The sequence below is a fragment of the Variovorax sp. Root434 genome, assembly GCF_001426595.1.
Classification (GTDB): domain Bacteria; phylum Pseudomonadota; class Gammaproteobacteria; order Burkholderiales; family Burkholderiaceae_C; genus Variovorax.
On sequence record NZ_LMEK01000022.1, the window covers coordinates 287,576 to 308,863 of the forward strand.

Annotated in this window: 19 protein-coding genes, 1 tRNA gene and 1 pseudogene; 17 read left to right on the forward strand and 4 right to left on the reverse strand. The window is 68.8% G+C overall.

What is annotated here, in order from left to right; genetic code table 11:
• Positions 1–190: 190 nt before the first annotated feature.
• The 6 genes from ASD05_RS18835 (at position 191) to rbsD (ending at position 6,323) form a co-directional block, all read left to right on the forward strand.
• Positions 191–1,135, forward strand: coding sequence for a sugar ABC transporter substrate-binding protein (locus ASD05_RS18835; RefSeq protein ID WP_056595441.1), 945 nt, complete (start codon positions 191–193; stop codon positions 1,133–1,135).
• A 125-nt stretch (positions 1,136–1,260) separates the two neighbouring features.
• A complete protein-coding gene (locus ASD05_RS18840) occupies positions 1,261–2,856 on the forward strand; it encodes a sugar ABC transporter ATP-binding protein (protein ID WP_056595444.1) in 1,596 nt (531 codons plus the stop codon).
• Positions 2,853–3,842, forward strand: coding sequence for an ABC transporter permease (locus tag ASD05_RS18845; protein WP_056595447.1), 990 nt, complete (start codon positions 2,853–2,855; stop codon positions 3,840–3,842). The genes ASD05_RS18840 and ASD05_RS18845 overlap by 4 nt, the downstream gene beginning before the upstream one ends.
• 32 nt (positions 3,843–3,874) lie before the next feature.
• Positions 3,875–4,972, forward strand: coding sequence for a LacI family DNA-binding transcriptional regulator (locus ASD05_RS18850; protein ID WP_056595449.1), 1,098 nt, complete (start codon positions 3,875–3,877; stop codon positions 4,970–4,972).
• Complete coding sequence (rbsK, locus tag ASD05_RS18855) at positions 4,969–5,934, forward strand: ribokinase (RefSeq protein ID WP_056595452.1); 966 nt, start codon at positions 4,969–4,971, stop codon at positions 5,932–5,934. Before ASD05_RS18850 ends, rbsK begins: the two co-directional genes overlap by 4 nt.
• Positions 5,931–6,323, forward strand: coding sequence for a D-ribose pyranase (rbsD, locus tag ASD05_RS18860; RefSeq protein WP_056595455.1), 393 nt, complete (start codon positions 5,931–5,933; stop codon positions 6,321–6,323). Before rbsK ends, rbsD begins: the two co-directional genes overlap by 4 nt.
• A 22-nt stretch (positions 6,324–6,345) precedes the next feature.
• Here the strand turns inward: rbsD and ASD05_RS18865 are convergent, their stop codons facing one another.
• Positions 6,346–7,224, reverse strand: coding sequence for an MOSC domain-containing protein (locus tag ASD05_RS18865; protein ID WP_056595458.1), 879 nt, complete (start codon positions 7,222–7,224; stop codon positions 6,346–6,348).
• Between the two features lie 117 nt (positions 7,225–7,341).
• Here ASD05_RS18865 and ASD05_RS18870 point away from each other — a divergent pair, with 117 nt between their 5' ends.
• From ASD05_RS18870 to ASD05_RS18885, 4 genes are all read left to right on the forward strand, one after another.
• On the forward strand, positions 7,342–8,469 hold the full coding sequence (locus ASD05_RS18870) for an FAD-dependent monooxygenase (protein WP_056595462.1): 1,128 nt from the start codon (positions 7,342–7,344) through the stop codon (positions 8,467–8,469).
• A 40-nt stretch (positions 8,470–8,509) separates the two neighbouring features.
• The gene (locus ASD05_RS18875; protein WP_056595465.1) at positions 8,510–9,232 is read left to right on the forward strand and encodes a DsbC family protein; all 723 of its coding nucleotides are present in this window, start codon (positions 8,510–8,512) and stop codon (positions 9,230–9,232) included.
• Entirely contained in the window at positions 9,232–11,058 is a 1,827-nt protein-coding gene (locus ASD05_RS18880; protein ID WP_056595468.1) for a M61 family metallopeptidase, read from the forward strand. Before ASD05_RS18875 ends, ASD05_RS18880 begins: the two co-directional genes overlap by 1 nt.
• Positions 11,059–11,166: 108 nt before the next feature.
• Entirely contained in the window at positions 11,167–11,946 is a 780-nt protein-coding gene (locus tag ASD05_RS18885; RefSeq protein WP_056595470.1) for an enoyl-CoA hydratase, read from the forward strand.
• A gap of 21 nt (positions 11,947–11,967) precedes the next feature.
• On the opposite strand, the gene ASD05_RS30505 is transcribed toward ASD05_RS18885, so the two are convergent.
• Together ASD05_RS30505 and ASD05_RS18895 are read right to left on the reverse strand one after the other, a co-directional pair.
• Positions 11,968–13,164, reverse strand: coding sequence for a hypothetical protein (locus tag ASD05_RS30505; RefSeq protein WP_200955457.1), 1,197 nt, complete (start codon positions 13,162–13,164; stop codon positions 11,968–11,970).
• Positions 13,161–13,826: a sigma-70 family RNA polymerase sigma factor gene (locus tag ASD05_RS18895; RefSeq protein ID WP_056595471.1), complete on the reverse strand. Its 666-nt coding sequence runs from the start codon at positions 13,824–13,826 to the stop codon at positions 13,161–13,163. Before ASD05_RS18895 ends, ASD05_RS30505 begins: the two co-directional genes overlap by 4 nt.
• A 136-nt stretch (positions 13,827–13,962) precedes the next feature.
• On the opposite strand from ASD05_RS18895, the gene ASD05_RS18900 reads away from it, so the two are divergent.
• The 3 genes from ASD05_RS18900 to ASD05_RS18910 all read left to right on the forward strand — a co-directional run bounded on the left by ASD05_RS18900 (position 13,963) and on the right by ASD05_RS18910 (position 16,452).
• Positions 13,963–15,477 (forward strand): VWA domain-containing protein, encoded by a 1,515-nt coding sequence (locus ASD05_RS18900; protein ID WP_056595474.1) that lies wholly within the window; start codon positions 13,963–13,965, stop codon positions 15,475–15,477.
• A gap of 54 nt (positions 15,478–15,531) precedes the next feature.
• Positions 15,532–15,608, forward strand: a tRNA-Met gene (locus ASD05_RS18905).
• A 397-nt stretch (positions 15,609–16,005) separates the two neighbouring features.
• Entirely contained in the window at positions 16,006–16,452 is a 447-nt protein-coding gene (locus ASD05_RS18910) for a hypothetical protein (protein ID WP_056595477.1), read from the forward strand.
• A gap of 289 nt (positions 16,453–16,741) precedes the next feature.
• On the opposite strand, the pseudogene ASD05_RS18915 reads toward ASD05_RS18910, so the two are convergent.
• A pseudogene (locus ASD05_RS18915) lies at positions 16,742–18,382 on the reverse strand (3-(methylthio)propionyl-CoA ligase).
• 123 nt (positions 18,383–18,505) lie between these two features.
• Between ASD05_RS18915 and ASD05_RS18920 the strand changes: the two are divergent.
• From ASD05_RS18920 to ASD05_RS18935, 4 genes are all read left to right on the forward strand, one after another.
• A complete protein-coding gene (locus ASD05_RS18920) occupies positions 18,506–19,177 on the forward strand; it encodes a nitroreductase (protein ID WP_056595480.1) in 672 nt (223 codons plus the stop codon).
• Between the two features lie 43 nt (positions 19,178–19,220).
• Entirely contained in the window at positions 19,221–19,466 is a 246-nt protein-coding gene (locus tag ASD05_RS18925; protein WP_056595483.1) for a hypothetical protein, read from the forward strand.
• Between the two features lie 62 nt (positions 19,467–19,528).
• Positions 19,529–20,305, forward strand: a complete 777-nt coding sequence (locus tag ASD05_RS18930; RefSeq protein WP_056595486.1) for a helix-turn-helix domain-containing protein — start codon at positions 19,529–19,531, stop codon at positions 20,303–20,305.
• A gap of 36 nt (positions 20,306–20,341) precedes the next feature.
• Positions 20,342–21,250, forward strand: a complete 909-nt coding sequence (locus tag ASD05_RS18935; RefSeq protein WP_056595489.1) for a DMT family transporter — start codon at positions 20,342–20,344, stop codon at positions 21,248–21,250.
• Positions 21,251–21,288 lie beyond the last annotated feature (38 nt).

Consider the following 21,288-nt stretch of genomic DNA (forward strand, 5'->3'; position numbering starts at 1 on the left):
ACCGCCAATTTTAGGCGAGCGGGATTGCAGGCCGGTCCGGCAGGGCTTCGAGCCCTCGTTCCCTACCCCAAAACATCAGGGTTAGCCCCGATTAGCAAACGTTTGCGCAAACGTTTCCCTCGGCTAACATCGGAGCCCCCGGCAAAGACCGGCGTACCGCTCTGATCAACCATCCCAGGAGACATTCACCATGAAGTTCACCCGCCGTACCCTGCAAAGCGCTGCCGCCCTCACGCTGCTGGGCGCCATTGCCGGAACCCCCGCCTTCGCGCAGGACAAGCCCAAGGTCGCGCTGGTCATGAAGTCGCTGGCCAACGAGTTCTTCCGCACCATGGAAGACGGCGCCAAGGCGCACCAGAAGGCCCATGCCTCCGAATACACGCTGGTGGCCAACGGCATCAAGGACGAGACCGACACCGCCGCCCAGATCAAGATGGTCGAGCAGATGGTGGCGCAGAAGATCAATGCACTGGTCATCGCACCGGCCGATTCGAAGGCGCTGGTGCCGGTGATCAAGGCCGCCATCGACAAGGGCATCCTGGTGGTCAACATCGACAACCAGCTCGACGCGGCCGCGCTCAAGGAAAAGGGCATCCAGGTGCCGTTCGTCGGCCCCGACAACCGCGCCGGCGCCAAGCTGGTGGGCGACGCGCTCGCCAAGGAGCTGAAGGCCGGCGACAAGGTCGGCATCATCGAAGGCGTGTCGACCACCTTCAATGCACAGCAGCGCACGCTGGGCTATCAAGATGCCATGAAGGCCGCCGGCGCAACGGTGGTGGGCGTGCAGTCGGGCCAGTGGGAAATCGACAAGGGCAACACGGTGGCCGCCGGCATGATGCGCGAGCACCCCGACCTGAAGGCGCTTCTCGCGGGCAACGACAGCATGGCGCTCGGCGCCGTGGCCGCGGTCAAGGCCGCGGGCAAGACCGGCAAGGTGCTGGTGGTGGGCTACGACAACATCGGTGCCATCAAGCCGATGCTCAAGGACGGCCGCGTGCTCGCCACCGCCGACCAGTTCGCCGCCAAGCAGGCCGTGTTCGGCATCGAGACCGCGCTGAAGGCCATCGCCGACAAGAAGAAGCAGTCGGAGATGCCCGCCGAAGTGAAGACCGACGTGGTGCTGGTCACGAAATAATGCTCGCCCCCAGGCTTCGCGCACTTCGTGTCGCGCGCGCCTTCCCCCTACCGGGGGCAACACCAACGGCCCGGCGAAGCCGGTTCGGTGGTGTTTCTGGAATGAATGAATGAGGTTGCCCATCGATGGCTGACAACGATCGCAGTACGCCGGTGCTCTCGCTGAGCGCGCTCGGCAAGGACTATGCGGCGCCGGTGCTGGACGACGTCTCGCTCGTGCTCAACGCCGGCGAAGTGCTGGCCCTCACGGGCGAGAACGGCGCCGGCAAGAGCACGCTGTCGAAGATCGTCTGCGGCCTGGTGCAGCCCACGCGCGGCCAGATGCTGCTCGACGGCCAGCCTTTTGCGCCCGGCTCGCGCCGCGATGCCGAGCGGCTGGGCGTGCGCATGGTCATGCAGGAACTCGGCCTCGTCACCACGCTGTCGGTGGCCGAGAACCTGCTGCTCGACCGGCTGCCCAACAAGACCGGCTGGATCCGCCGCAGCAAGCTGCACGAGCTGGCCGCGCAGCAGCTGGCCAAGATCGGCATGCAGAACATCGACCCGGCCACGCCCGTGGCGCGGCTGGGCATCGGCCAGCAGCAGATGGTCGAGATCGCGCGCAACCTGCAGGACGACACGCGCGTGCTGGTGCTCGACGAGCCCACCGCCATGCTCACGCCACGCGAAACCGCGCACCTGTTCGAGCAGATCGACCTGCTGAAGGCGCGCGGCGTGGCCATCGTCTACGTGTCGCACCGTCTTGAAGAATTGCAGCGCATCGCCGACCGCGTGGCGGTGCTGCGCGACGGCCGGCTGGTCGACGTGCGCGCAATGGCCGGCGTGCGCGAATCCGAGCTGGTGCAGCGCATGGTGGGCCGCGCGGTGCACGAGCATGAAGGCCGCGACCGCCGCGTGGCCGGTCCGGTGCTGCTGAGCGCGCGCAGCATCGGCCGGGCGCAGGCCGTGCGCGACGTCGACATCGACCTGCGCGCGGGCGAAGTCATGGGCCTGGCCGGCCTGGTCGGCTCGGGCCGGACCGAACTGGTGCGCCTGCTGTTCGGCGCCGACCGCGCGGACCGCGGCGAGATCTCCCTTTATGAAAACGGCCAGCCCACGCAGCACGCGCGCAAGGGCTGGCGCTCGCCGATGCAGGCCATCCGCGCCGGCATCGGGCTGGTCACCGAAGACCGCAAGTCGCAGGGACTGCTGCTGCCGCAGTCGATCCGCGTCAATGCCACGCTGAGCGACCTCGGCGCCATCTCCCATGCCGGCTGGCTGCAGCGCGCCAAGGAGCGCAGCATTGCGCAGAAGCTGGTGGAGCTGCTGCGCGTCCGCTCGCGCAGCATCGAACAACCGGTTGCCACGCTGAGCGGCGGCAACCAGCAGAAGGTGGTGTTCGCGCGCTGGCTGCACCGCGAATGCAAGGTGCTGCTGCTGGACGAACCCACGCGCGGCGTGGACGTGGGCGCGCGCGCCGACCTGTACGCCGAACTCGACCGCATGACCGACGCCGGCAAGGCACTGCTGATGGTGTCGAGCGACCTGCGCGAACTGATGGCCATGTGCGACCGCATCGGCGTGATGAGCGCGGGCCGGCTGGTCGCGGTGTTCGAGCGCGGCGCGTGGAGCGAGCAATCGCTGCTGGCCGCCGCATTCAGCGACGCGACAGGACGCGCCGCCAACCCGCCGACGGTATCCGCCGTTTCCGATCCGACCCCGGCCACCGCCGACACACCATGAACGCTGCCGCCACCCCGACCTCCTCCGCTTCGCCGTCCGCGCTCAAGGGCCAGCTCGGCACCTACCTGGGCCTGACGGTCGTGCTCGTGGGCATGATCGCGCTGTTCGGAACGCTCAGCGAATACTTCCTGACGCGCGAGACCTTCGTCTCCATCGCGAATGAAATCCCCGCCCTGGCCGTGATGGCCGTCGGCATGACCTTCGTGCTTATCATCGCGGGCATCGACCTGTCCGTCGGCTCCGTGCTGGCGCTCAGCGCGGCTGTCACCGCGGCCGCCATCCTCGAATGGAAGCTCTCGGTGCCGCTGGCCGCCGTGCTCGGCCTCGCCACCGGGCTCGTCTGCGGCACGGTCACCGGCGCGGTGTCGGTCGCCTGGCGGCTGCCGAGCTTCATCGTCTCGCTGGGCATGCTCGAAGCGGTGCGCGGCGGCGCCTACCTCGTGACCGATTCGCGCACGCAGTACGTGGGCGACGCCATCTCGGGCCTGGCCGCGCCGTGGATCGGCGGCATTTCGGCCGCCTTCGTGCTCGCGGTGGTGCTGGTGGTCATCGCGCAGATGGTGCTCACGCGCACGGTGTTCGGCCGCCACGTGGTGGGCATCGGCACCAACGAGGAAGCGATGCGCCTGGCGGGCGTGGACCCGCGCCCCATCCGCATCGTCGTGTTCGCCGCCACCGGCCTGCTGGCCGGGCTCGCGGGCCTGATGCAGTCGGCCCGGCTCGAAGCGGCCGACCCCAACGCCGGCGTCGGCATCGAGCTGCAGGTGATCGCGGCCGTGGTCATCGGCGGCACCAGCCTCATGGGCGGGCGCGGCTCGGTGATCAACACCTTCTTCGGCGTGCTGATCATCGCGGTGCTCGAAGCCGGCTTGGCGCAGGTGGGCGCCAGCGAGCCGAGCAAACGCATCATCACCGGCGCCGTGATCGTGGTGGCCGTGATCATCGACACGCTGCGCCAGCGCCGCGCGGATCGCCGCCTGGCCTGACAGCATCCCGCCTCACGAGGAACACAAAAGCCATGGCCACCATCAAGGACGTCGCACTGAAGGCGGACGTTTCCGTCACCACCGTGTCGCACGTGGTCAACGACACGCGCCACGTGAGCGCCAAGGTGCGCGAGCGCGTGGAGCTCGCCATCCGCGAGCTGGGCTACGTGCCCAACGCGATGGCGCGCAGCCTGAAGAGCAACACCACCTCGACGCTGGGCATGCTGATTCCCAACAGCTCGAACCCCTACTTCGCCGAGATCGTGCGCATCGTGGAAGACCGCTGCTTCGGCGCCGGCTACACGCTGGTGCTGTGCAACACCGACGACGAACCGCACCGCCAGAGCGTCTACCTCAAGGTGCTGGCCGAGCGCCGCATCGACGGGCTGATCGTGGTGTCGACCGGCGCGGGCACCGCCGACGACGATTCACTCGCGAAGCAGCTGCACGGCCTGCGCGTGCCGACCGTGCTGGTCGACCGCGAGATCGACGACCCGGCCTGCGACCTGGTGGAAACCGCCCACATGCAGGGCGGCCTGCTCGCGGTGCGGCACCTGCTGTCGTTGGGCCACAAGCGCATCGCCTGCATCGGCGGGCCCGCGGGCGTGATGCCGAGCGAGCAGCGCATCGAAGGATGGCGCATGGCGCTGGCCGAGACCGGCGCGACGCCCGACATCGCGAACGCCAACGCGCTGCTGTGGCGCGGCGGCTTCACCAGCCAGGGCGGCTACGAGGCCATGCACGCCATCCTGCGCACCGAGCAGAAGCCCTCGGCCGTGTTCGTCTGCAACGACCTGATGGCGATCGGCGCGCTGCGCGCGGCGCATGAAAGCGGCGTGCGCGTGCCCGACGAACTCTCGATCGTCGGCTTCGACGACATCGAACTCTCCGCCTACACGAGCCCCCCGCTCACCACCGTGGCGCAGCCCAAGGAGCGCATCGGCGCGCTGGCGGTCGACATGCTGCTCGAACGCGTCGGCGGCAAGCGGCGCGACGCGCGCAAGGTGGTGCTGCAGCCCGAGCTGCGCGTGCGCGCCTCGACAGCGCGGCATGCGAGCTTCCGCGAGCCCGCCGCGCCCCTTGCGACCGAAACGCCTGCAACGCAAACCCGAAAGTCCCGCACCCCGTGAGCCCGAAGCCTTCTTCCAGCAGCCCCTCCCGGGCGCCGCGCATCGTGGTGCTCGGCAGCCTCAACATGGACCTGGTGCTGCGCGTACCGCATGCGCCAGCCGCGGGCGAAACCCTGCTCGGCCATTCGATCACCACCATTCCCGGCGGCAAGGGTGCCAACCAGGCGGTGAGCTGCGCGCGTGAAGGCGGACAAGTGCAGATGATCGGCTGCGTCGGCGACGACGCGCACGGCACGGCGCTGCGCAACGCGCTGCAGAACGACGGCATCGACACCGCCGCGCTGCGCACCGTGGCCGGCGAGCCCACCGGCACGGCGCTGATCCTTGTGGAGGACGGCGGGCAGAACCGCATCGTGATGATTCCCGGCGCCAACGCCCGGGTCGAGGTGGACGAAGCCGCGCTGAAGCGGCAGGTGCAGGGCGCCGCCTTCCTCGTCACGCAATTCGAGACCCCAATGGAACAGGTCGCAGGCGCCATCGCGGTGGCGCACGGCGCGGGCTGCAAGGTGCTGCTCAACCCCTCGCCGGTGCAGGCGATCGCCGAGCCGCTGTGGCCGCTGATTGACACGCTGGTGGTCAACGAGATCGAGGCGCAGACGCTGTGCGGCCAGTCCGCCGACAGCCCGCAGGAGGCCGCGCAGGCCGGCCAGGCGCTGCGCGCCAAGGGCATCGCGCGCGTGGTGGTCACGCTGGGTTCGCGCGGCGCGGTGGCCGTCGATGCCGACGGCGCGCGCCATCATCCCGCGCCGAAGGTGCAGGCGGTCGACACCACGGCCGCCGGCGACACCTTCCTGGGTGCGCTCGCGGTCGCACTGGGCGAAGGCCAGTCCTTCGACGAGGCCGTGCGCCTGGGCATCCGCGCCGCGGCGCTGTGCATCCAGCAGCCCGGCGCCCAGCCTTCCATCCCGCAGCGCGACGCCGTGCTGCGCAGTCCCTTGCCTCCCGACTGGATCACGCTGTGAAACGCACCGCCCTGCTGCACGCCGAACTCTCCCATGTGATCGCCTCGCTGGGCCACGGCGACATGCTGGTGCTCGGCGACGCCGGCCTGCCGATTCCCGACGGCCCGCGCCGTATCGACCTTGCCGTGGCGCGCGGAGTGCCGCTGCTCACCGACGTGCTGCAGGCCGTGCTGTCGGAGATGCAGGTAGAGAGCATCGTGGTAGCCGACGAGGCGCTGGGCGATGCGAAGAAGCTGCCGCCCTGGTATCCGCAGTCGCTGGGCATCGCGCCGCAAACCGTGTCGCACGAGGAATTCAAGCGCCGCAGCGCCAAGGCCCGCGCCATCGTGCGCACGGGCGAATGCACGCCCTACGCGAACATCATCCTGATCGCCGGAGTGAAGTTCTGAGGCGCCGCTCGAGCGCCTTCGCTCATTCGAACTTGTAGTTCGCGCCCACCGGCTGCCCGACCTTGAGCATGTGCTCCACACCCTGGATCACGATGCAGTTCATGCCGAAGGTGATGCCGCCATCCACGCGCGCGTCGGCGCGGTAGGTGCGCAGCGTGTCGCCGACCTCGGGGCTGCTGAGGGCGGTGGCCGGGTCGATGTCCGGGATCGGGCAGCGCGTGCAGGGCTTGACGGGGCGCAGTTCGGCCTCGCCTTCGCCGGTCGTGATGTGCAGCGCGTCGATGCGGTCCTCGTCGTGCGACTCGATGCCGCCCAGCACGATGTTGGGACGGAAGCGCTCGATGCCCACCGCGCCGTGGCCCTGCGCCGCGAGGCGTTCGTTGAGCTCGGCCAGCGAGCCCTCGCTGGCCACCAGCAGCGCGTAGCCGTCGGCGAACTGGGTCTGCGCCTCGACGCCGCCGGTCCACTTCATGCTCGACAGGCGCTTGTGCTCGGGATCGAAGCGCACGAGGCGCAGGGTCTGCGGCCTGCCGGGCTCCGAGAGGAAATCGCTGAACCACTGGGCGGCGATGTCGCCCATGTCGTAGGCGGCCACCTCGTCTTTCCACACGCGCACCCGCACCGGCTTCTCGACCCGGTCGAAGGCCAGGTGCAGCGCCAGCATGCCGGGGGCGCGCAGCACCACTTCCATCTGCTTCATCTGTGGCTTGATCAGCGCCATGCGCGGCAGCTGCCGCTGGGTGACGAATTCGCCCTGCGCGTCGACCACCATCCAGGCCCGGTCGAACTCCAGCCCGGTCTCGGTCAGCAGCATTTCGGGAAGCTCGACCCCGGCGCAGGACTTGACCGGGTAGATGAACAGGCGCGCGATGGTGGCTTCGAGGTCGAAAGACTGGGACACGGTGGGGGTTCCTTGGAATTCGGCGGCAATTGTCCGGCATCGAGGCGCCCCGAAAACTCCCCGCCGCAGGAAAAGGCCCACGCCCCGCCCTGGACGGGCAACTCCTACAATCGTTCGATGGCCCTCCCTCCTGAAGTTTGCATTCGCGGCGCCGGCATCGTCGGCCGCACGCTGGCCCTGCTGCTCGCGCGCGAACGCGTGCGCGTCGCGCTGGTGGTGCCGCCGGCCACGCAGGGCAAGGAAGACATCCGTGCGTATGCGCTCAACACCGCCTCGCGCGCGCTGCTCGAATCGCTGCGCGCCTGGCCCGACGCCGCCCACGCCACCGCTGTGCGCGAAATGCTGGTGCACGGCGACGAAGGCGGACGGGTGCAGTTCAGCGCCGCACGCCAGAAGGTCGATGCGCTGGCCTGGATCCTCGACGTGCCCGCGCTCGAGCAGCAACTGGCCGACGCGGTGCGCTTCCAGCCCCAGATCGAGGTCGTGGCCGAGCCCGTCGCCGCCCCGCTCACCGTGGTGTGCGAAGGCAAGGCCAGCACCACGCGCGAGGCGCTTGGCGTGAGCTACGAGGTCACGCGCTATCCGCAGCACGCGATCGCGGCGCGCATGGAGGCCGAGCAGTCGCACGACGGCATCGCGCGCCAATGGTTCAACGACAGGGGCGAAGTGCTCGCGCTGCTGCCGCTCGGCGGCACGCACGGCAAGGCGGTCGCGCTGGTGTGGTCGATCGACCAGCTGCGCGCGCCCGACCTGCTCGCGCAGGGCAACGACGAATTCAACGCCGCCGTCACCGAAGCCAGCCACAACGCGCTCGGCGCGCTCAAGCTGACGAGCGAGCGCGGCGCGTGGCCGCTGGCGCGCGCCATCGCCGACCGCTGGACCGGCGCCATGCCCGACCAGCCGACCCGCTCCTGGGCCCTGGCGGGCGACGCCGCCCACACGGTGCACCCGCTGGCCGGCCAGGGCCTGAACCTGGGCCTGGCCGACGCGGCCGAACTGGCCGAGGTGATCAGGAACCGCGACTACTGGCGCAGCGTGGGCGATGCCCGCCTGCTGCGCCGCTACGAGCGCGCCCGCCGTGCCGACGTGCTGCAGATGAGCCTTGCGACCGACGGACTGCAGCAGCTTTTCTCGCACAACCTCGGCCCGCTTCCTGCATTGCGCAACTGGGGCATGCGCGGTTTCGACCGCACGCGCCTCGTCAAGCACTGGATCACGGCGCAAGCCATGGGCCTGAAGGCCTGACGCGCCCCCTTATTCTCGAATCGAACCAACGGATCTCCCGATGACACTCGTACGCAACCTCCTACTCGCCGCCTGCACGCTGGGCGCGGTCGTGGCCGCCACCGCCGGCGAAGCCGAGATCCGCAAGAACCTGCCGGCGCGCATTCCGCAGTTCCCGGCGATCGACGAAGTCTCGAAGTCGCCGATCCCGGGCGTCTACGAAGTGCGCGTGAACGGCGCGCAGATCTTCTACACCGACGAGCAGGGCAACTACCTGATCCAGGGCAACCTGATCGACGTGAAATCGCGCAAGAACCTGACCGAAGAGCGCGTCGAGAAGCTCAGCGCCGTCGCCTTCGACCAGCTGCCGCTGAAGGACTCGATCAAGATCGTGCGCGGCAACGGCAAGCGCAAGCTCGCGGTGTTCGAAGACCCGAACTGCGGCTACTGCAAGCGCTTCGAGAAGGACATGAAGACGGTCGACAACGTCACCGTGTACCTGTTCCTGTACCCCGTGCTGGGCCCCGACTCGAACGTCAAGTCGCGCGACATCTGGTGCAGCAAGGACAAGGGCAAGGCCTGGGGCGACTGGATGGAAGCCAGCACCAAACCCACCACCGCGGCCAGCAGCTGCGACGTGACCGCGCTGCAGCGCAACGTCGAGTTCGGCCGCAAGTACAACATCACCGGCACGCCCACGCTGATCTTCAGCGACGGCACCCGCACGCCCGGCGCCATTCCCGCAGAGCAGGTCGAGAAACAGCTCGCCGCTTCGTCCAGCTGATGGCGGCGAAGGCTCCCGCGCAGCGCGCCGCAGGCGTGCGCTATCGCGTCGAATGTGCGGATCTTCACGCACACCTCTTCGACATCACGCTCACCATCGATGCGCCCGCGGCACAGCAGCGCGTGTCGCTGCCGGTGTGGATTCCGGGCAGCTACCTGGTGCGCGAGTTCGCCAAGAACCTGCAGGGCCTGCGCGCCACGCAGGGCCGACGCAAGCCGGCACTCACGCAGCTCGACAAATGCAGCTGGCTCGTCGAGTGCACGCCCGGGCAGCCGCTGGTGCTGCACTACCGGGTCTGCGCCTACGACAACTCGGTGCGTACCGCCTGGCTCGATGCCGAGCGCGGCTTCTTCAACGGCACCAGCGTGTGCCTGCGTGTCGAAGGCCAGACCGAGGCGCCGCATGCGCTGGAGATCGTCGCACCCGTGTTGGCCGATGACGCCGCACGCTGGTCGTGCGCCACGGCCCTGGTGCCGCTGAAGGCCGACAAGCAAGGCTTCGGCAGCTACCAGGCCTCGGGCTACGACGAACTGGCCGACAGCCCCGTCGAGCTGGGCGCCTTCTGGAGCGCCGAGTTCGAAGCCTGCGGCGTGCCGCACCGCTTCGTGATCGCGGGTGCCGCGGCCTCGTTCGATGGCGACAAGCTGATCGCCGACACCAAGGCCATCTGCGAAGCCGAGATGCGCTTCTGGCACGGCGACAAGGTCGGCAAGCGCGGCGGGCCGAAGCCGCCGATCGACCGCTACGTGTTCATGCTCAATGCGGTCGACGACGGCTACGGCGGGCTCGAACACCGCCATTCGACCGCGCTGATCTGCAACCGCCGCGACCTGCCGCAGCGCGGCGAGAAGAAGAAGCAGCCCGATGGCTACACCACGCTGATGGGGCTCATCAGCCACGAGTACTTCCACACCTGGAACGTCAAGCGCATGCGGCCGGCCGAGTTCGTGCGCTACGACTACAGCCAGGAAAACTACACGCAGCTGCTGTGGTTCTTCGAGGGCTTCACCAGCTACTACGACGACCTGCTGCTGCGCCGCGCCGGGCGCATCGACGATGCGGCCTACCTGCGCCTGCTCAACAAGACCATCAACCAGGTCATGCAGACGCCGGGCCGGCTGGTGCAGCCGGTGGCCGACGCGAGCTTCGACGCCTGGGTCAAGTACTACCGACAGGACGAGCAGACGCCCAACAGCACGGTGAGCTACTACACGAAGGGCGCGCTGGTGGCGCTGTGCTTCGACCTCACCTTGCGCCATGAAGGCAAGGGCACGCTCGACGACGTGATGCGCCACCTGTGGACCCACAGCGGCGGCGGCCCGATCAGCGAGGCCGACATTGCCGCCGCGCTCGAGGCTGTGAGCGGCCGCTCGTATGCGGCGGAACTCGCGCGCTGGGTGCATTCGACCGAGGATCTCCCGCTCGCGCAGCTGCTGCGCGCGCACGGCGTGGCCACGCTCGAAGACCCCTCGCAGCAGGCGCAGGCGCTGGGCCTGCGCGTGGCCGAGGCCAATGGCAGCGTGCAGGTGAAGGTGGTGCTGCGCGGTGGCGCGGCCGAGAAGGCCGGTTTTTCCGCGAACGACGAGTGGATCGGCATCGAGCTGCCCGCCGTCGGCAGGAAGGGCCAGCAGCGGCCGGCGCAGGCCTGGCGCATCGCGAAGCTCGACGACCTCGCGCTGTACCTGGGCGATGCGACGAAGTGCACGGCCATCGTGGCGCGCGACCGCAAGCTGATCAGGCTGCCGCTGGTGCTGCCCGTCGGTGCGACTACCTGGCGCCTGTTCTCGCACGACGCCGCCAAGGTGGCGAACTGGCTGGGCAGTTAACTCGCCTCTTTGTCCCTCCCCCCGCGCTGGGTCGGCGTTCCCGCATCGGGAACTCCGGGCCATGCTGGGTATAGTGAAACGCGTTTTTTCCCTTCCCCCGGAGACACCATGAGCTACGAAAACATCGAAGTGCGGACCGAAGCTGGCAAGGTCGGCATCATCACCCTCAACCGCCCGAAGGCCCTGAATGCGCTGAACGACGCGCTCATGACCGAGCTGGGCCAGGCGCTCAAGGCCTTCGATGCCGACGATGCCATCGGCTGCATCATCCTCACGGGCAGCGAGCGCGCCTTCGCGGCCGGCGCCGACATCGCGGCGATGGCCAAGTACAGCTTCATCGACACGTACAAAGGCGACTACATCACGCGCAACTGGGAAACCATCCGCTCGATCCGCAAGCCGGTGATCGGCGCGGTGGCCGGCTTTGCGCTGGGCGGTGGCTGCGAGCTGGCGATGATGTGCGACTTCATCATCGCGGCCGACAACGCCAAGTTCGGCCAGCCCGAGATCAAGATCGGCGTGATCCCCGGCGCCGGCGGCACGCAGCGCCTGCCGCGCGCGGTGGGCAAGAGCAAGGCCATGGACATGGTGCTCACTGCCCGCATGATGGACGCCGCGGAAGCCGAGCGCGCGGGCCTCGTGAGCCGCGTGGTCCCTTTCGAGAAGCTCGCCGACGAAGCACTGGGCGCGGCGCTGATCATCTGCGGCTTCTCGCAGGTCTCGGTGATGGCGGCCAAGGAATCGGTCAACCGCGCCTTCGAGAGCGGGCTGAGCGACGGCGTGATGTTCGAGCGCCGTCTGTTCCACGCGCTGTTCGCCACGGCCGACCAGAAGGAAGGCATGGACGCCTTCCTGAACAAGCGCGCACCGGACTTCAAGAACGCCTGATCGCCCGGTCGGGCCTCCGGTTCAGCGCGCCAGCAGCGCGCGCAGCGCATCGAGCGCTTGAGCCGGCGGCGTGCCGACCAGCGCGGTGCCGCCGGGGTGCGGCGTCCAGCGCACCTGGTCGCCCGCAATTTCGAGCACGGCGATGAGCGTGTCGCCGCGATAGAGCGACAGTCGCGCCTCCACCGGGGCACCGAGCGGTGCATCGGGTGTGGTGGCCGAGCGCGCCACCGTGCCCACCAGGGCAGGCAAGCCTTCGACGTCGCCCCGCGCACGCCGCGCGCCGGCGTCCGAACTGAACGATGTCCAGCGCTCCAGCGCGGAGAAGGACGGCGGCCCGTCGACCCGAGACGCCGCTGCCTTCGCCGCGCGCGGCGAAGCGTCCTGCAACGCGCCGGAGGCTTGCCCGCTGGCACCGCTCTGGCTGGCAAGCGCCGAGGCGTCCTGCGACTGGCGGGAGAGCGGGGCGGCGGCCGGCGGCGATGCAACGGATGGAGCGGGCGCGGCCGGTGTTGGGGCGTAGGCGCGCCGGCGTTCGCTTTCCATGCGCTCTTCGCGACGCTCGTCCTGCGCGGGGGCTTGTACGGCCTGCTCGGCGACGATGGCGGGAGGCGCCGGCGCCACGAGCGTGGGCGCGGGCACCGCCTCCCTGCGCGATGGCTGGGCGCGTGTCGCTTCCTTGGCAGGCGCCGCGTCGCGCGGCACCTTGGCACGCTGTTCGGCGGCAGGCGCGGCCGGTGCCGGCGGGGCTTGCTTCGCCGCGGCCGGCGGCGCCGCCGCGGGTTCAGGTGCGGCAGCCGTTGCGGGTGCAGGCGCTGCAGGAGCGGCAGGTGCTTCGGCCGCGGGCGCGGCGGCCCCGCCGACACGCGCCTCCCCGTCGAGCCGCGCATCGGGCACTGGTTCGCTGCGCCACAGCACAGTGATGAATGCGGCCACCAGCACCGTCGCGAAGGCCGCGTTCCACGGCATGCGCGGATGCGGCTCTGCGCCACTGCCGAACAGCCGGCGCCACCACGGCCGAGCGCTCGCGGCGTTGGCGGCCGTGCCCGCAGTCGACACCGGCGCCGCAGCCAGGTTGTGCGCCATCTTCAGGATCGCGTCGCGCGTGCGCGGATCGGGCGTGGCCTCGCCGTCGGGCGCGTGGTCCAGCGCACGGCGCAGCGCCGGGTCGCGCAGGTCGTCGTCGCGGCCATCGTGGATTTCAGTGTGGTTGCCGCTCATGCCCGTTGCTCCAGCACCGACAGGTAGCGCTCCATGCAGGCGCGCAGCTTCTGCAGGCCGTAGCGCAGCCGGCTGCGCACGGTCTCGAATCCGATCTCCAGGCTCGCGGCCAGCGCCTCGACGGTCAGGCCGTCTTCATGGTGCAGCAGGAACGCGGCGCGCTGCTCGGGCGGCAGTTCGTCGAGGCAGGCCAGCAGGCGGCGGCCCGCGGCGCGCCAGAACGCGAGCTCTTCGGCCGACGGATGCGCGGCCGCATCGACAGCGCCGCGCACGCCGCGGTCGAGCGTGGGGACGGGATCGCTGTCGTCGTCAGGATGCGCATCGAGCGGCACTTCGCGCCCGCTCACGCGCAGCCGGTCCATCGCGAGGTTGTGCGCGATGGTGAAGGCCCAGGTGCGCCAGGTCGCGCCCTGCGGCGAGAAGCTCTCGCGCGCCGAGATGATCCGCACCCAGGTGTCCTGGAACACCTCGTCGGCCTGCGCCGCCAGCCGCGCGCCCAGCAGCCGCTTGACGAAGCGGAACAGCCCGCCTTCGTGGCGCGCATAGAGCACGTCGAACGCGGCGGCATCGCCTTGCGCATAGGCCAGCATCAACTGGTCGTCGGGCATGGCCTGACGCTCGGGGGCGTTCTTGGCGGAAGGGGCGCGAGGAAGCGCGGACATCGGCGGATTTTCACCCGAGCTTGTACGGGCGGCGGAAGGCATCGGGGTTCAGGGCGGCAAAAAAAAACGGCGAGGCTCAACCCCGTTGGCGGCGGCCCGCCGTATCAGCCTGCACCCAACCACCCGGAGTCCTTCCATGATCCACGCCTTCGCTCCCCGCTTCCGCCGGCCGCTCGCCGTGCTGCTGTGCGCCCAACTGCTCCTGACGGCCTGCGGCGCCACCGAGCCCCCGGCCGTGGCCGACGGCCCTGTCAGATGGCCAACGCCCGCGCCCGACAGCCGCACGCAGGCAACGCTTGCCGTGCCGAATTTCGAGGCGCCATCGGCCACCGGTTGCGCCCGGCCGATCCAGACGCACGAGACGCCGGGCCTGCAGCGCAACGCCCAGTTCGAAGGGCACGCCCTGCGGGAAAGACACGCGCTCGCCGACACGGCCACGCCGCCGGATGCCCTGCGCAAGCCGTCGCGCGCAGAAGCCGCGGGCGCATTGGCCGCCTCGCCCGCGCCGATCGCCGAGGCCCCGCCCGCAGCTTCGGTCATGCCCTCGCCTGCCGCACCTGCCTCTCCGCGCATCGCCATCCAGCCGCCTGCGCAGGCACCGCGCCCCGCCAGCGAGCCCGTCACCGCCGGCATGGTCGACGACAACGCCGACTTCGGCGAATACCTGGCCTTCCGCGGCCGCACCCAGGTCGTCCACCGCGAGCGCGACATCAGCGCGCGCTACCTGCTCCAGGTGCGCGATGCGCGCGGCGCCGTCGTGCCCGATGCCGAAGTGGCCGTGCAGGCCGCGAACGGCGCCGCCATGTGGGCGCGCACCGACGCGGGCGGGCGCGTTTGGCTGCATCCGAACGCCTTCGACAAGGCCCGAAGCGAGGTGTACGAAGTGACCGTGCGCAAGAACGGCCGCCAGAGCACCGCCTTCTTGCAGCGCGGCCAGAAGAATGCCGTCGACGTCGTGCTCCCTGGCAAGCCGGGCGCCGCACCCGCGCGAGCCCGGCTCGACCTGGTCTTCCTGATCGACGCCACCGGCTCGATGGACGACGAGATCGCCAAGCTGAAGACCACCCTGCGCACCATCGCCGACCAGGTGGCCAGGCTGCCGAGCCGCCCCGACACCTGCTTCGGCCTGGTGGCGTACCGCGACCGCACCGACGACTTCCTGGTGCGCCGCCATGACTTCACCAATGACCTGAACGCCTTCCAGGGCGTGCTCGACGCCCTGCGCGCCGCGGGCGGCGGCGACTACCCCGAGGCGATGAACGAAGCCCTGAACGAAACGGTTCACAAGCTGAGCTGGCGCGGCAGCGGCACCACCCGCCTCGTGGTGCTGCTGGCCGATGCGCCGCCGCACCTCGACTACGGCGGCCCGCAATACGACGACGACATGGTCGCCGCGCTGGGCAAGGGCATCAAGGTGTTCAGCGTGGGCGCCTCGGGGCTCGACCAGCAGGGGGAATACATCCAGCGCCAGATCGCGCAGTACACCGGCGGGCGCTTCGTGTTCCTCACCTACAAGGAGGCGGCGAACCCGGCCAGCGGCCCCGGAACGCAGACCGTGCACGACGTCGGCAACTATTCGGTGCAGACGCTGGACAAGCTGATCGTGAGGCTCGTTTCCGAAGAATTGGGCAAGTTGCCCGCGGATGGTTGAACTGGGCCCTCAGCCTGGGCTATAATTTTGGGCTCGGTGCAAAACTGCACTGACGGCTCTTTAGCTCAGTCGGTTAGAGCGATGGAATCATAATCCACAGGTCCGCGGTTCGAGTCCGTGAAGAGCCACCAACAAGACGGAAAAGCCTTGCAAGTCAACGACTTGCAAGGCTTTTTTCCTTGTGGGGCGCGCCTGATTCTCAGCCGGGCAGCGCCGGCTGCGGACGCCCCCAGATGCCCGCCATCTGGCCAATGGGCATACCCAGTTTCGGTGATGGCGCCCGCCCGGGTAGTCCACAAGAATCGCCGGAAAGAATAAATATTCACAATCAAACCCTTCTCGGCCACCACCGTCCCGGAGGGGTGGTTTGTTCGGGGGCGCTTGAGTTGTCCAGGAATCAGGGGAAGTTCTTGCAGTCCCTGTTCGGCTGGGCGGCATGACGCGGCATCGATAGCGGAGGGAATCGTAGACAGGGGATCTTCGGTGCCACTCAGTTACCTTCTCCAGTTGGAGCATGCTCGCCTGCCGATGCATGTGACCGACGCGCAGGACGTGCGACGCGTTTCCGTCCTGAAAGCGACCGGCCTCATCGAGGCCTCCATCGACCCGGCTTGCGACACCGGGGGCAGCTACAGGCTGGCGCAGGCGGCGCTGGTGGTCTGCATCACCGAAGAGGGGCATGCCGAGATCGGCAACCTGCGCAGCCGCGGCAAGGCCGGGGCCGCACCGAAGATCGCAAGGACCGGCCCCGAGCCCCTGGACTACCTGCGCATGATCGAACGCTCGACATTCCCGCTTCGCGTGCAGGACCCGCGGGAGATCGATTGCATCGAAGCGCTGAAGCAGGCCGGGTTCGTCGATGCGGCGATCAGCCCCGCGCTGGCGTGGAAGAGCGGCAGCGAGCCGCAGGAGCTGGCGGTGATCCGGCGCATCACGCCGTTCGGGCGGGCGCAGCTTGCGCGGGGCACCAAGTAGTTTCGCGGTATCGGGAATACGCAGGGTGAGTGGCATCCGCCGTCAATCGAAGGCGGCGGCGCGAGCCCTCCTCGTCAAATCAGTACGAAATGCCTAACGCCGCGCGCATCGCCCCTCGCATGCCCGTCTCTCTTTGCATGCATCCGCGCCCTTTTCCTTTCCCCGCCAGTGCGATGCCTATTCAACAGGCAACGTGATGGGAACCCACGCCAGCTCTCGCTTCGCCTCATCACCTCCACCCACAACTCACAGAGTTGTCCACAGAAAACCCGAACAAGTCATCGAACTGTCAAAGAGATGTCGTCGCGACGTAACCCTTGAACTGTTCGCGCAGCCTCGTCTTCAGCAGCTTGCCGGTGGCTGTATGCGGCAGGCTGTCGACGAAAGCCACGTCATCCGGTAGCCACCACTTCACGACGCGCTCCGCGAGGAAAGTAAGCAGTTCCTCGCGAGTGACTTCGACACCCGCGCGCCTGACCACGATGAGCAGCGGTCGCTCCTGCCACTTCGGGTGCGCGATGCCGATCACGGCCGCCTCGGCCACGGCCGGGTGTGTGCTCGCGGCGTTCTCGAGCTCGATGGAAGAAATCCATTCGCCGCCCGACTTGATGACGTCCTTCGCGCGATCGACCAGTTGCACATAGCCGTCCTCGTCGATGTTGGCGACGTCGCCGGTCGGGAAGAAGCCTTCGGCATCGAGCACCGGGCCGCCCTCGTCCTTGAAGTAACCGCTCGCGATCCACGGGCCGCGCACGTGCAGGTGGCCGAAGGCCTTGCCGTCGTGCGGCAGGCGCTGGCCGTCCTCGCCGACGATCTTCAGTTCCACGCCCCACACGCCTCGGCCCTGGCGCATCTTCACGCGCGTCTGCTCATCCTTCGGCATCGACAGGTGCTTGGGCAGCAGGTTGCCGATCACGCCGATAGGGCTGGTCTCGGTCATGCCCCAGCCCTGCACGAAGTCGGCGCCGAAGTCGCGCTCGAAGCGCTCGATCATGCTGCGTGGCGTGGCCGCGCCGCCCACGCCGATGCGCTTCAGGCCGATGGCGCGGGTGTCGATTTCAGGATGGGCGTCGAAGTACTGGAACAGCATCAGCCAGATGGTGGGCACGGCCTGCGAGAAGCCGACCTTCTCGTCGCGCATCAGCTCGTACAGGCTCTGGCCGTCCATGTGCGGGCCGGGCATCACGAGCTTCATGCCGGTCATGGCTGCCGCATAGGGCATGCCCCATGCGTTGGCATGGAACATGGGCACCGCGAGCAGCAGCGTCATCTGCGAGTTGACGCCGAAGGTGTCCGGCGCGCATTCCATCAGCGAGTGCAGCACGGTCGAGCGGTGCGAATACAGCACGCCCTTCGGGTTGCCGGTGGTGCCCGAGGTGTAGCAGAGCGACGAGGCGGTGCGCTCGTCGAATTCGGGCCATGCGCAGGTCTCGCTCTGCGCGCCGACGAGCTCGTCGTAGCACAGCAGGTTGGGCACGTCGATAGCGGGCATGTGCGCGCGATCGGTCATCGCGATGAAGGCGCGCACCGACTAGAGTTGTGGCGCCAGCTTCTCGACCAGCGGCGCGAAGGTGGTGTCGAAGAACAGCACCTTGTCTTCGGCGTGGTTGACGATGTAGTCGATCTGCTCCGGAAAGAGCCGCGGGTTCACCGTGTGCAGCACCGCGCCCGTGCCCGACACGCCGAAGTACAGCGCGAGGTGCCGCCAGGTGTTCCACGCGAGCGTGCCGACGCGGTCGCCCGGTTCGATGCCCAGCACCTCCATCGCATTGGCCACCTGCTTGGCGCGGCGCTGTATCTCCGCATAGTTGGTGCGGTGCACCGGCCCCTCCACGGTGCGGCCGACGACTTCGGCTTTCGGATGAAAGGTGGCTGCGTAGTCGATGAGCGACGAGATCAGCAGCGGGCGGTCTTGCATCAATCCGAACATGGGTCTTGTCTCCTGTACGCTGGGGCGATGCTAGGCAGGCGCCATGCCGCGACGCATCGTCGAAACGGACGATTGAGGACCCGCGAAGGTTGCCCCTAGCATCCCCCTCAAGAGGACCTTTGCATGAACGTTCAAGACGCCATCGCCACCCGCCGCTCGGTGCGCGATTTTCTCGACACGCCGGTGCCCGGCGACGTCATCCGACGCGTGATCGAACAGGCGCTGCGCGCGCCCTCGGGCGGCAACCTGCAGCCTTGGCACCTGCACGTGGTGGGCGGCGAAAGGCTTGCCGAACTCAAGGCGATCATGCGCACGCGCGTGCAGGAGGCACCTGCCGGCGAAGGCAGCGAGTACGACATCTACCCGCGCGAGCTTGTCGCGCCCTACCGCGACCGCCGCTTCGCCGTCGGCGAGGCGATGTATGCGCGCCTGGGCATTCCGCGCGAGGACAAGGCCGCGCGCCGCGAATGGTTTGCGCGCAACTACCAGTTCTTCGGCGCGCCGCTCGCGCTGTTCTGCAGCGTCGACCGCCGCATGGGCCCGCCGCAGTGGTCGGACCTGGGAATGATGCTGCAGAACGTGATGCTGCTGCTGCGCGGCGAAGGGCTCGACAGCTGCCCGCAGGAATGCTGGGCGATCTACCCGCAGACCGTCGGCCGCTTCATCGCGCTGCCGCCCGAACGCATGCTGTTCACGGGCATGGCCATCGGCTACGCGAACCGCAGCCGGCCGCTCGATGCGCTGGTGACCGAACGCGCGCCGCTGGCCGACGTGGCGGAGTTCGTCGGCATCTGATACGGCCCCCGCGGCCAGAATGGAGCCCGCACAAGGAGAAGCGATGCAGAAGCAGTCCTACTGGTTTCCCGCCAAACGCTACGGATGGGGTTGGGGCCTGCCCATCCGCTGGCAAGGCTGGGTGGTGATGGCCGCATATGCGGTGCTGGTTGTGACAGCGGTGCTGTCCATTCGCCCCGGGCGGCACCCCCTGCTGTTCTTCGCGGCTCTGGTGGGCCTGACCATCGCGCTCACCTTGGTCTGCTGGATCAAGGGTGAGCCCCCGCGCTGGCGCTGGGGCGGGAAGTAGTCGAGCGCCAACCGACGAACGCATGATGGCTCGCCAGACATGCGCATGCACAGAATACCGCCATGCCCCAGGAACGCACCCTCCTCTACACCGGACACGAATTCACGGTCGAGCACGTGCGTTCCCATTCGCAGCAGGGGCCCGACTGGAGCGCGCCCTACACCCTCGAATCGCGACGCATCATTTTCCCGACAGGCCGCACCGTGCTCGACGTACGCTCAGGAGATGGCACATGGCTGGTCGACGGACTCACCGCCATGCACTTCGGCGACGCGATGGTCTATCAGCTGCGGCTCGCGGCACGCGCGGCCAGGCACAGCATGGTGGTCAGCCGGCACCGCTTGCCTCGCGCGGATGCAGCGCCGGTGTTCTGCCTTCTGTCGCCTCGATCGCTGTACCGCGTTCATGCGGCGCAGCGGCAGCTTCGCGCGGGCGATGCGGGTGCAGATGCCATCGCTTCGCTGGTCGATGAACTCAGCGCGTCGCGCCGGCAGGCGCCGTTGACGGGTGCGGTCGCACGCGTCAAGCGGCTGCTCGCGGAAACCGCCGACTGCGAGGCGAAGCTTTCGATGCGCGATGTGGCCGATGCGGTCTCGCGCTCGCCGTTTCACCTGGCGCGCAGCTTTCGGCAGCAGACTGGCTTGAGCCTTCATCAGTACCGGCAGCATCTGCGGCTCGCAGCCGCCATGGAGCGGCTGGCCGATGGCGACCGCGACCTCGCGGGCATCGCGCACGACCTCGGCTATTGCAGCCAGAGCCACCTGGGCGCCGTGTTCCGGCGCGATGTGGGCGTCACGATGGGAGAAGCCCGCCGCATGTTGGCCAGCGCACGAATTTGATAGCCACCGCGCGGCGCGGTCGCGAGACTCGCCGCGATGGATCGCAATCTTTTCGCCGGCCTGCTCGCCGCGCTGGCCGCAGCCGTCATCGGCAGCGCCTGGCAACTCGTCTCGCGCCACGGCGTGACCACCACGCTCGGGCCAATGGAGCTGGCGCTGATGCGCTATGGCATTCCTGCCCTGTTGCTGGCGCCGCTGTGGTTCGGCAAGAAGAGGCGCATCGCACCTAAGGCCTCACGCGTTGCGCTCATGCTGCTCGTCGCCGGTGGCGGCCTGCCCTTCGGGCTGCTGGTGCTGGCCGGTGCGCAATGGGCGCCCGCGAGCCACATGGGCATCTTCATGGCGGGCAGCCTGCCGCTCTTCACCGCCATCGGCGCGTGGCTGCACAAGGGGCAGAAGGTCGAAGGCATCAGGCTTGCCGGGCTGGTGTGCATTGCCATCGGCATGGCGCTGTTTGCCGCGGGGAGTTTTCGCGGCGGCTCGCTCGACTGGCGCGGTGACCTGCTCTTTCTGACCGCGGCCATGCTGTGGGCGGTGCACTCGCTCGCGTTCGCGCACTGCGGGCTCACGCCGTGGCAGGGCGCGGCGTTCGTGAACGGATGGTCGGCGCTGCTGCTGTTGCCTGTGCTGTCGACCGTCGGCGCGCCGCGGCTGCTCAGTGCGCCATGGCCCGATGTCGCGCTGCAAGCCGCGACGCAAGGCGTGGTCGCGGGACTGCTCGGGCTGGTTGTTTACATGATGGCCGTCGTGCGGCTGGGTGCACCGCGCGCCTCGTTATCGGCGGCGCTGGTGCCGGTGCTGACCACGCTGGGCGCGGCGGCCTGCATGAACGAGCCGGTCACCGGTGCGGTGCTGCTGGCTTTGGCGTTGGTGGTGCCGGGGATCGTGCTGGCGAGTGGTGCGGTTCGATGGCGCGCGAAGGAGGCGGCGCGGCCGTCGGCATAGAGGCTTCAGGCGGCACGGGCAGAATGCGGCGAAACACC